Origin of the sequence: Pseudarthrobacter sp. AB1 (assembly GCF_014926485.1) — a bacterium.
Taxonomy (GTDB): domain Bacteria; phylum Actinomycetota; class Actinomycetes; order Actinomycetales; family Micrococcaceae; genus Arthrobacter.
Genome location: NZ_PZKO01000001.1, coordinates 1 through 10258 on the forward strand (window position 1 = coordinate 1; position 10258 = coordinate 10258).

The following is a 10258-nucleotide window of genomic DNA, read 5'->3' on the forward strand; positions in this document are numbered from 1 at the left end:
GAGGCCGGGGCTTGACCTGTTTGAGGACCAGAGCCTGCCGCAGCGCCTTCCGCGCATGGTCACGGTGCCAACGCGTCAGGGCACACAGCTCGTCGAGAATGGTCTTCTTGGCGGCCCGGCCCGACCGGGCATATCGGAGGGCGGTGGTCTTCGTGACGGCCTTGCGTTCGCTCATCGAAAGCTCCATGGCTCACAGTGCCGGGCCAGCGGATGCCATCCCAGCAGACGCGCCGCTACGCGGGCATTATCAAATGATTCTTCGATAGCAGCTACGCGGGCATCTTTGATGAGTCAACGCGAACAATCGACACAAGGCGGGTAGAGATGTAACGTGTGGCTCACGCCTCGCGGTATGGCCGCGATGCAGCCGACTTCCCTGCCTGGAGGGGCAGTACGTTCCTCGAAAGAAATTTGGGCTCGGACCCCAGGAGGATGAATGCCACGGCTTCGACGGCATCGGTTGTTGATTATGCTCGCAGGAATACTGGCCGCCTTATCCGTGGCGACCGCAGTTGTCATCTTCATCGGGCTACCCGGCAAAAAAACAGTGGCACTGGAACCGCCTAAAACTACTTCCTCGCCGCCGCCTGCTTCCTTTGTGCCACAGCCTGCAGCCGATGCCCCCGCTGTTGCTCAGGCACTCCAGGGCTTGGCCACAGATCCTGCCCAATTGATGGCCTCCGCTGCAAAAACCACCGTTTCGGGCAACATCCGAGATGCCGTTCCCACCGGAAGCAAGATCATCACGGAAGAAAGTTCGTGGGCCCCCGATGGTCTGGGCGGAGGCACAATATTCGTCACCATTGCTCCACCAAACCAGCCCGCACGGCAGTATGTGGCGGTAATGGTCAAGGAAAACGGGAGCTGGAAGGTTCTTTCCACCTTCGTGCTCGGAGGAACGTCGTGAACATCGGCAGGGGACAGATTGCTACCTGGCCGCGGTTCTTCGCGGTGCTGATGATTGCTCTTCTGCTTAGTTCGGCACTTACTGCGGCGAGCCCAGCAAACGCCGCGGCCTCCGATCCGTGGCAATGGGCTACTGATTGTTCGGCGGCGAAACTGGGTTTGGAAAAAGACACCGTGGACTGGGCTCGAGTGTTGAACGGAGACCTCAAGCCCGACGGGCGTGCTGTTAGCCGTAGTCCTGCCAAGGATGGTTCCTGGTACCCGGTTGTGATGGTGCACGGTTGGACTGCTAGTGCCACGATATCCAGCCCAACAGATCGATCGGGAGCCTTCTCCCACCTGATCGATCTACGGAGCCAGTATCCGTTCACCGCTGCCGTGCCCAGGTCCTTAATCGGGCAGCTTCAAGATCTCCCCGGTGCCGCCGTGTTCACGTTCGACTATCACCCGTACTCGGGACGCTGGATAGATGACAGCCACCTCGGGCCTGCCCTGGGCAAGGTCATCGACTGCCTGTACAAGGCGAGTGGTCAGAAGGTAGTCATCGTTGGCCATTCCATGGGTGGACTGGTGGCCCGCTGGGCGGCGACCAATTCCGGCATTTCCGGGACCGACCGTTCAGCAGAAATCAGCACCGTTGTTACCCTCGGAACCCCAGAGACAGGATCCATCATCGCAGGACTGGTCGATGGCATCAGCGCTGCCGCTGCCTCATCTTCACAAGTGGTGACCTTGATTCGCACACTGCTCTCCGTTTGCGGGAAGCTGTCGTCTCAGTCGATCGAGACAGGAACAATCTGCGACTGGTTCCCCTTGTTTTTTCGGGCCTTTTCTGGTGATGCTGGCATTGCGCTCCGGGCAGGATCGGCTCAGCTTGCCGCTCTCAAACCATGGCCGAAGGGAATCAACATCGACGCCATTTCGGGAGACACAGTCTTCGAAGTCCCCCAGAACACCGGGTGGTTCGCCCTGCCATGGAACACAACAAAGATAATTGGATCTGGCGACATGATTGTCACTAAATCCTCAGCTACTGAAGGTGCTACTTCTATCCAGCCCATTGAATGTCAGTACCAGTTCAGTGCTGTCCGCGGCGCTACGAATCAGATTGGTGTCGACATAGGCCTAGTGGCTATAAGCGAAATATCCCGCATCCAACTCAATACCTTCAGCGGCGCCTGCTTTCACACCGATCTGATGCGCGACATTCAGGCGACGAATGAGGCACTTGGAGCCGTCAACGACGACATCTCATCACGACTGTCCGTTCCGGGTTTCCCAGCAGAACTCAAGGGCAAATGGTGCTCTCATTTGAACCCAGACAACTGCTTCAGTATCGCTGACAAGAAGGCCCGGTTTCCGGACCTGTTCGTAGCATACAGCGGACCGGCGGTCGACGCACCCGGCGCAACGGATTACCAATTCTGCATTGAGCACGTGCCTGGCAACTCATGTCCACCGCTAGTGTCGATGGGCGTTCGCTACTATCCAACAGGGATCGGATGGGATTGCTCAAAAAATTACTACGCGGAACAGCTTCCCACCTGCGATCCGGATTACTCGGCTGCTCACGACATAACCAAGCCGAGGATCATTGTCCCTCCAAACCATCAGCAGGACAGGGTTTACCACGATTCGGAGCCGATGTATTTGGTCAGTGGGAACTAGGGCGGGTAGTTGTAGATCCCGGCAGGAACCTGCCGTCGGCGCCCTAGCGAGGTTTGTAGACGTAGAACCGGTGTTCGATGCGGTGACTAAAGGATGTGCTCTTCGACGTCGAGGGTGAACAGCACCCTGCAGTCGCCGCGCTGTGCGGTGCGGTGCGCAGGCCGAGGAGTTCGTTCGTCAGGGGTCTGCTCAACCGACGGGGATTATCGGCTAGTGCATCTGTGACGAATTCGACGATCGCGGTTGCTGCTTTCTCCGGCCAGCCGCCGGAATCCCTTCAGTGCCAGGCTGGCGACCTCGACGCTCCAGGGCGAGGGGCCGGTGGAGTCTGCGCCGTTCACCGCGGTGGCAACCCGAATTCACGGCGCAGTTCTGCGCCGCTTGTCGTGTTGCCGCCGCGATGTCGCGCCGGCCTCGTGGCCCTAACTGTAAAAGGCCGGCTCGCGGTTGTCCACACCACCGACGTACTCATCCCGCCCCGACCGCGCCGTCCGGGCTCCCGGCAGTCAACCCCGACATCTTCTCCGACATCTCCGACGAGCCGGTGGCCGTGCCTTCTCCGATGATCGACTCCGCTTCACCCAGTACGCGGCAGACTTTGCACACCCCGCGGGCGCGGTGTCGACCCTCAAATCTCTCCCGCGAGTACTCGGCGGAAGTCAGAAGGATGGCGCACGCACATACCTCGACAACCCCATTTGCCACCCATACACTGTCGGCATAGGCGCTGGGGCGCGAGGAGGAACTCTGATGCGTAATCCTGCCCGATTTTTATCTCTCGGCTTCCTCTTTGTCTTTCTGACGGCCTGCAGCAGCCCTGCTGGGGCTCCCGCGACAGCTGCGGCAACCGCGACCGATATTGCATCGTCTGCCTCCGGCGAAAGCGCAGCGACTGTCCCGAGCCCGCCTGCTCCCTCGGGCGGGGCAGAAGGGGCACCCGGTGGTGCGACCACGGTCCCGGGGGCGACGCCTAGTGTCAGTCGAGGGCCAGCTGGACCACAGGACAATTCCGCTGTCATCGTGACGCCACAACTGCAGCGGGACTTCTGCAGCAACCACATGCCCGTTGCTGCCCTTTCGCAGGCGTACGGAGCCCCAATTTATTACTTAGAACCGGACACCGTGGTCGCTGAAACGAAGGCCGGGATTCTCCACTGTTCGTACGTGACACCTGATGCACGGCATTTCATAAACGTCTCATTTGCCACAGATTCCGAGGCCGCGTCGTCATTTTCCTACTACACCAAGAGTGGAACACCGCCACTCAGGGTGCCTGGATTTAGCGTCGAAGCGTACAGGGTTCTTGTGCCAGGCGAGGAAGTCAGCGAGCCATTGCACCTGGTGTCGGTTCCCAATGGACACATCTGGTACTCGTTTCGTCTGGCGCAGTACTCGGGCAGCTATTCCTCCGCGCCTGAAGGCACCTTTGATCAGTATTCCGAGATTGCACGCATCCTGGTTGGGTCTTCACCCCATCCCCCGAACCTGCCAGACTAGACAATATGGCCCAGTACTCTTGACGGTGTCATGAGGTGCCAGTGAGTTTACGCTCCGTGGTGATCGGGGTGGCTGTCAGTGTTTGTTTGGTGCCGGTACAGGGTGGCCCGGACCAGCTGGGCGGCTTGGTGCGCCGTTTTTCCTTCGGAACGGGCCGTGGCGACGATCTGAGCTTTCGGCGGTCAAGGCGGGGTCGATCACTGGGCGCCCGAAGATGGTGCCGGCGGCGCGGGCGGCGGCGATGCCTGCGTTGAAGGGGTTGGGTTGGCTTGTGAAAAAGTGAAATATCCAACGCTAAGGACAGCGATCTCCGGTAACGAACTTTCGAACAAGACACACCAGGACATGTTCGGCCTATCACGAACAACGGAACAGTATCCGGCGCTAAGGGTTCGTTAATCGGGCCGGCAATATCCAACACGTGGACTGGCGCCGCCAACAGGGTTGTCTTGGAAGCCATGGGTTTCGAGACACAGAGGTTTCGAGACACCGGGTCGAGCGGATCCGGTACGGCAGGGCCCGGGATCAGGGTCACCGACCAACGCGCCGCCGGAACCCGGGCACCCCAGAATCTGTTCGTCAGCCGGCCCGAGGAACCCCGCATCGGCACTCTCCTGGACCTGCAAGGCTCAATCCTCACACGCAAAGCCAATCAAACCCTCAGCAGCCCCAACGACTGAGAACAGGCCCGGCCAGGCAGTCCGATTACCACCTGAATTCGAGAAGAAGCAGCGCCCACGCCTTCTAGTATCGGTTTGACCAACAGCCTGTGATGCAGTGTCGGTCCACACACCAGAAAGAGCTGGCCCGAGGACGATGACCCGGGGCGCAGGCAGCCGGATGTCCCCGAAGCCCAGGCCAACTCCACGCACATCTTTGCGGATAGGGACGGCGCCCGGCACCCGCATCGCAGGTGCCGGGCGCCGGTCAGTGTTTCGTTGGTGGCGGCTGCTTAGGCGAGGGCTGCGAGTGTGCGGCTCTGGCTGCGCCCGAAGACCCAGGCGTCGATGGAGAAGCGGCCGGCGCCGGCCAGAGCGAGGGCGGCTGCAGCAGCTGCAAGCACAAGCACGAGCTCGTATCCACCCTTGTCGGCGAAGATGCCGGCGGGGGCGTGTACCAGGAAGAGGGCGCCGAGCATGTCCAGGGCCAGGAGGGCGGCGACCGGGCGGGCCAGGACGCCGAGGATGATGGCGGCACCGCCGACGAGCTCGAGGAAGCCGATGGCGGGGGCGATCAGCTGGGCTGCCGGAACCCCCATCTGGGTGAAGGCTGCCTGAGTGCCGGGGATAGTGTATTCGAAGATTTTCTGCCAGCCGTGGGCGAAGAAGATGACGCCCAGGGCGAGGCGCAGCACGGTGCGGGCGATGGTGGACTGGGTGGCAGTGGTCTGGGCTTGAGAAGACATTTGATCGTGCCTTTCTGTCTTTGGGCTGCTGTCGAAGGGGGCGCGGTGAAGCCCGCCATTCGGTTTGGTTGTGGATTCAAGTAAAAGCCTAAGGGAAATTGGTTGTTGCGTCAACTATTAGTCGAATGGTGGTGACCAGCGGGCGCCGGGGAGAGCGCAGTGGCGGGCGCAAGGGCTCAGGCAGTCGCGTCGTGACGGCGATACAGAGCCGCCATCGCCGCGTCAAGGTCGAGTTGCTCCAGGAGCGCATCGGCAATCCCCCGCAGTTGGCCGAGCTGTTCGGGGGTGAGGGCGTCGATGACGTGCTGGCGGACGTTTGCCACGTGGCCGGGCGCGGTCTGCTGAACCTTTTCCCAGCCGGACTCTGTCAGGGCGGCGTTGGTGGCGCGCCCGTCCTCCGGACAGGGGAACCGCCGGACCAGGTCGCGCGCCTCAAGCCGCTTCACGACATGGGACAGGCGGGGCAGTGTCGCGCTGGTCTGGGCCGCGAGGGCGGTCATCCGCAGGGTCCGGTCCGGGGCTTCGGAGAGCATGGCGAGCACGTAGTACTCGAAGCTGGTCAGGTCCGCATCGCGGCGGAGCTGGGAGTCGAGGACGTTCGGCAGCAACTCGATCACTGCGTAGAGCCGCACCCAGGCGGCCAGCTCATCCTTTGAAAGCCATTTCGTTTCCATGCCAACCATTGTCGCCGAAAATAGTTGTTGCAACAACCATCAGAATCCGCTACGCTTTAGTTGAAGCCTCAAGCAACTGAGGCCGGAATACGAAGGAGATCGTCATGACCACTGTGAGCATCCTCGGAATGGGCAACATGGGCCCGGCCATCGCCAGCATCATCGAGAAGGGCGGTAACACTGCCCAGATCCTCGGCAGCAACGACACCGACCAAACCGTCACCGGCGAAATTGTCGTCCTGGCGGTTCCCTACCCCGCGATACAGCAGGTGCTGGCCCAGCGTGCCGATCAGCTGGCTGGCAAAATCATCGTTGACATCACCAACCCGTTGAACTTCGAGACCTTCGACTCCCTGACCGTGCCGGCTGATTCCTCGGCCGCCGCCGAGATCCAGGCGGCGCTTCCGAACTCCCGCGTGTTGAAGGCGTTCAACACGACGTTTGCCGCCACCCTGGCCTCGGGCGAGATCGCCGGCCAGCCCACCACCGTGGTGATCGCAGGGGACGATGCCGACGCGAAGTCCCATCTCGCCGCGGTCGTTACCGCGGTCGTTACCGCGGGCGGACTGCGCGCCATCGATGCCGGCTCGCTGCGCCGGGCGCGCGAGCTGGAGGCGATGGGCTTCCTGCAGATCGCCCTCGCCGCCGGCGAGAAGATCTCCTGGACCGGCGGCTTCGCCGTCCAGGCCTGACACTGCCGCCCACGCCCCGCTGACGCGCGGCATCTGAATCACCGGGAGCCGGACAGCCCTCATTCTGCCCGGCTCCCGGGGGCAGGCCCGGAACCCACGTACTGAGAAAGAGTTAACCTGATGCCGGTATCACCCGTCCGACTGAACCACGCCGTCCTGTTCGTCGCCGATCTCGGCCGGGCCGAGCTGTTCTACACCGAAGTCTTCGGGATGGAAGTCGTCGCCCGCGAGCCACGCGCGAACGCCGCGTTCCTGCGGCTGCCGCGCTCTGGCAACCACCACGACCTCGGCCTCTTCGGGGTCGGTGTCGGCGCCGCACCCAAGGTACGCGGCGGCGTCGGGCTTTACCACCTCGCGTGGCAGCTGGACACTATCGAGGAGCTCGCCGAGGCCCGCAGGACGCTGATCGACACGGGCGCCTACACCGGCCAATCCAGCCATGGTGCTACCAAGAGTATCTACGGCGCGGACCCGGACGGCCACGAGTTCGAGCTCATGTGGATGCTTCCCCGGCAGCACTGGGGTGAGTACGAGAATACCGCTCCGGTCGAGACGCTGGAGCTTGACGCCGAACTGGCCCGATGGGCCGGGGTACGCACAGCAGGCCGCATCAAAGCCGACACTGACGAGGACAACTCATGAACGACGCTTTCGGCGAACCCACGGTCCTCTGGCATAGCCCGGACGCCTCCGACCGTCCGCTTGTGGTGCTGCTGCACGGGCGCGGCGCCGACGAAACGGGGATCATCGGCCTGGCCGGGCACCTGCCAGCCGGCCCCTCGTACGCAGCCGTCCGGGCACCGATCCCCACCGGGGGCGGGTACGCCTGGTTCGCCAACCGCGGGATCGGCAGGCCGGTCGCGGAGTCCCTCAGCCAGACGATGGACTGGTTCCGGGGCTGGCTTGACCAGATGGCACCGGTCGGCCGCCAGGTGATACTCGTTGGTTTCAGCGGCGGCGCCGCGTTCGCCGGTGCTTTGCTCCTGGCCGATCCGCAGCGCTTCGCCGGAGCGGCAATCCTGTACGGGACGCTACCGTTCGACGCCGGCGTCCCGACGTCCCCGGCGCGCCTGGCCGGAGTGCCGGTGTTCGTAGCCCATGGCGAGACGGACACGGTGATCCCCCGAGAACTTCTGGATCGCACCTGGAGCTACCTGCTGGGCGAGTCCGGCGCTCCCGCCTACGCCCGCCGCGACCCCGGCGGCCACGCCCTCACCCAGGCGACTGTCTCCGAGCTCGGCGGCTGGATCGCGGAGCGGCTGCAGTTCCTCGCCCTCCGCAGCCCCCTGCCCCCTGGCCCCACCACCTGGCCGGCCCTTCCCGACAGCACACTGCCGGCCCGCTCCGGCGCCCGGCCCGAAGTGTCATGGTCGATTCCGCAGGAGCAGCGCACCGACAACAGCCCCCGACATATCCAAGAGCAGCTCCTCAGCCGTATCAGCGCCCTGCCCGGGGTAACGACCCGGCAGTCCGCCATCTCCGTACCCGGAGCACACGGCTTCATGATCGAACGCGCACCCGGGGCGCCCTTGGATGCCTTCCTGGTGCCACAGGCCGGAGAGTTCGCACACCTCCACCCCGACTACGACGGATCACTGCACCTTGCACTCCCCCCGGCACTGGCCCGGGACGCAATAACAAAAGGATGGGCCGTCGCCCACCCGCTGGCAGGCATCCGGCTCACCCCCGGCATGAGCATGATCTACGGACCGCGGAACATCTCCGAGCTCGACATCGTCACCGGCATCATCCAGACCAGCCACGCCTACGCCAGCACAACACTCCCCCCACGCGAGAAAACGGCCTGAACGCTTCCCGCACCTCCTGTATGGCTGTTGGTTCAGAATCGGATAATTCGCAGTTCGGTTTGGCGGATTTAGCTGATTCACGTGACGAGGGTTGAGCGTGGGTGCGAAGAGGCCCCGTTATCACTGCGATCCACAATCTAGAGCACATCTCTGCGATGTTCACCCGGTGCGACGTCTCGTATCCCTAGGGATACAAGACGTCTCACCGACGCATGCTGTCGCCACGACCGCGCGGGTCCAAATTCGCGGAGTCGTGCGAGTTCATTCGGGGCCGGCGATTCCCGTAACTATGTCTCGGAACCTTCTGGTTGAATCGGTGTAGCCGCCGTTAGTTACGAGACATATTTGGAGCAGTCCATGACGAAACTGATCGGATACGCACGCGTTTCGACCCGGGCACAGGATGTTGACCGGCAGGTCGCTGACCTGCTCGGTGCCGGCGTTCGCCGGGATGACCTGTACACAGACCACGGAGTAAGCGGGGCCCGGGCCGGCCGGCCGAAGTTCGACAAAGCTATGGACGCCCTGGAGGAGGGCGATACCCTGGTGATCACCACCCTGGACCGGTTGGGGCGATCGACCGCCAATATGCTGGATCTTGCCAAAGCGTTTCGGGAGCGCCGGATCGGGCTGCGGGTGCTGAATCTGGGAGGCGGGGACGTGGATACCGGCACGCCGATGGGTTCGATGGTCTTCACCGTCATGGCCGCGTTGGCGCAGATGGAGCTGGAGATCAAGAGGGAACGGATCACCGATTCAGTGTCCAAGCGCCGGGCCGCCGACAAAGATCTGGGCGGACGTCGGGAACGCTTCACCCCCAGTCAAGTCGAGAACGCCCGCCGCCTCATCGCCGCCGGCGAGCCCGCAGCCCACGTCGCGCGCGACCTGGGCATGTCCCGCGCAACCCTCTACCGACGCATCGCACAAGCCGAAGCTCAAACCTGGATCACCGCCCAGGACTGAGCCCCGAAGCCCTTAGCGCGCAATTTCACGCCATTACTCCTAAACCCGTGTAGCCGCTCATCGCGAGTATCCGGTCTATGCGTGTGGGCAGGCTTGCCGGAGGCAAGCATTTACAGGGGGTCGGATAGTCATAGGCGTCCTATATGCGTCCTATATGCGGCCCGTGGCACCCGGCAGGCCGAGGCTCTCAAACCTACTTCTCAACGTCCCCGTAGGCCGCTGCGCGGCTTACTTCTTCTTCGCCTTCTTCAGGGCAGCGTTCTCTTTCTTTAGTGCTGCGTTCTTCTCTTTTAGTTTGCCCATCGCAATCGAGAAAGCCCCGTCCTTCTTGAGCTCCCGGGGGGTGCTGTTAACGCCAACCGAAAATAGGGCCAGGAACGCCAACTGAAAATAGGGCCACCGACCATTATGGAAGGTGATCAATTTGGATGATTGGGCGGAGATACGCCACCTGTTTTCGACGGGCAAGCACTCGAAGCGTGAGATCGGCAGGATCGTGGGGGTTTCCCGCGGAACGGTGGATCGGGCTTTGGAGTCGGACCGGGCGCCGAAGTATCAGCGGGCGGCCGGGGTGTCGAGTTTTGATGCGTTTGCTCCCAGGGTGCGGGAGTTGTTGGTGAAGACGCCGACGATGCCGGCAGCGAC

The 10258-nt window shown here is 62.6% G+C and carries 10 protein-coding genes and 1 pseudogene; 8 read left to right on the forward strand and 3 right to left on the reverse strand.

From position 1 onward, the window contains the following. The first annotated feature begins 436 nt into the window (after positions 1–436). The 3 genes from DAD99_RS00010 to DAD99_RS00025 all read left to right on the forward strand — a co-directional run bounded on the left by DAD99_RS00010 (position 437) and on the right by DAD99_RS00025 (position 4751). A complete protein-coding gene (locus DAD99_RS00010; protein ID WP_193339820.1) occupies positions 437–907 on the forward strand; it encodes a hypothetical protein in 471 nt (156 codons plus the stop codon). After that, a complete protein-coding gene (locus DAD99_RS00015; RefSeq protein ID WP_193339821.1) occupies positions 904–2574 on the forward strand; it encodes an alpha/beta fold hydrolase in 1671 nt (556 codons plus the stop codon). The genes DAD99_RS00010 and DAD99_RS00015 overlap by 4 nt, the downstream gene beginning before the upstream one ends. Positions 2575–4529: 1955 nt before the next feature. Then, on the forward strand, positions 4530–4751 hold the full coding sequence (locus DAD99_RS00025) for a hypothetical protein (RefSeq protein ID WP_193339823.1): 222 nt from the start codon (positions 4530–4532) through the stop codon (positions 4749–4751). A 272-nt stretch (positions 4752–5023) separates the two neighbouring features. Here the strand turns inward: DAD99_RS00025 and DAD99_RS00030 are convergent, their stop codons facing one another. Further along, positions 5024–5476, reverse strand: coding sequence for a DoxX family protein (locus DAD99_RS00030; RefSeq protein WP_193339824.1), 453 nt, complete (start codon positions 5474–5476; stop codon positions 5024–5026). Between the two features lie 176 nt (positions 5477–5652). Further along, positions 5653–6150, reverse strand: a complete 498-nt coding sequence (locus DAD99_RS00035) for a MarR family winged helix-turn-helix transcriptional regulator (protein ID WP_193339825.1) — start codon at positions 6148–6150, stop codon at positions 5653–5655. 104 nt (positions 6151–6254) lie between these two features. On the opposite strand from DAD99_RS00035, the gene DAD99_RS00040 reads away from it, so the two are divergent. From DAD99_RS00040 to DAD99_RS00055, 4 genes are all read left to right on the forward strand, one after another. After that, positions 6255–6842, forward strand: a complete 588-nt coding sequence (locus DAD99_RS00040) for an NADPH-dependent F420 reductase (protein WP_193339826.1) — start codon at positions 6255–6257, stop codon at positions 6840–6842. A gap of 120 nt (positions 6843–6962) precedes the next feature. Next, positions 6963–7484 carry a VOC family protein gene (locus DAD99_RS00045; protein WP_193339827.1) on the forward strand — a complete coding sequence of 174 codons (522 nt, stop codon included), beginning with the start codon at positions 6963–6965 and terminating at the stop codon, positions 7482–7484. Further along, the gene (locus DAD99_RS00050) at positions 7481–8650 is read left to right on the forward strand and encodes a luciferase family protein (protein ID WP_193339828.1); all 1170 of its coding nucleotides are present in this window, start codon (positions 7481–7483) and stop codon (positions 8648–8650) included. The genes DAD99_RS00045 and DAD99_RS00050 overlap by 4 nt, the downstream gene beginning before the upstream one ends. 357 nt (positions 8651–9007) lie before the next feature. Continuing rightward, on the forward strand, positions 9008–9613 hold the full coding sequence (locus tag DAD99_RS00055; RefSeq protein WP_193339829.1) for a recombinase family protein: 606 nt from the start codon (positions 9008–9010) through the stop codon (positions 9611–9613). Between the two features lie 228 nt (positions 9614–9841). Here the strand turns inward: DAD99_RS00055 and DAD99_RS00060 are convergent, their stop codons facing one another. After that, the gene (locus tag DAD99_RS00060; RefSeq protein ID WP_193339830.1) at positions 9842–10036 is read right to left on the reverse strand and encodes a hypothetical protein; all 195 of its coding nucleotides are present in this window, start codon (positions 10034–10036) and stop codon (positions 9842–9844) included. Between DAD99_RS00060 and DAD99_RS22230 the strand changes: the two are divergent. Beyond that, positions 10029–10258 (forward strand): annotated as a pseudogene (locus DAD99_RS22230) (IS21 family transposase); the annotation flags it as partial. The gene DAD99_RS00060 and the pseudogene DAD99_RS22230 sit on opposite strands and share 8 nt — an antisense overlap.

What these genes read in the sequence shown, in the direction of transcription:
- DAD99_RS00040 (WP_193339826.1), top strand. Translation starts at nt 6,255, where the DNA reads ATGACCACTGTGAGCATCCTCGGAATGGGCAACATGGGCCCGGCCATC.
- DAD99_RS00035 (WP_193339825.1), bottom strand. Translation starts at nt 6,150, where the DNA reads ATGGAAACGAAATGGCTTTCAAAGGATGAGCTGGCCGCCTGGGTGCGG.
- DAD99_RS00045 (WP_193339827.1), top strand. Translation starts at nt 6,963, where the DNA reads ATGCCGGTATCACCCGTCCGACTGAACCACGCCGTCCTGTTCGTCGCC.
- DAD99_RS00055 (WP_193339829.1), top strand. Translation starts at nt 9,008, where the DNA reads ATGACGAAACTGATCGGATACGCACGCGTTTCGACCCGGGCACAGGAT.
- DAD99_RS00030 (WP_193339824.1), bottom strand. Translation starts at nt 5,476, where the DNA reads ATGTCTTCTCAAGCCCAGACCACTGCCACCCAGTCCACCATCGCCCGC.
- DAD99_RS00025 (WP_193339823.1), top strand. Translation starts at nt 4,530, where the DNA reads ATGGGTTTCGAGACACAGAGGTTTCGAGACACCGGGTCGAGCGGATCC.
- DAD99_RS00050 (WP_193339828.1), top strand. Translation starts at nt 7,481, where the DNA reads ATGAACGACGCTTTCGGCGAACCCACGGTCCTCTGGCATAGCCCGGAC.
- DAD99_RS00010 (WP_193339820.1), top strand. Translation starts at nt 437, where the DNA reads ATGCCACGGCTTCGACGGCATCGGTTGTTGATTATGCTCGCAGGAATA.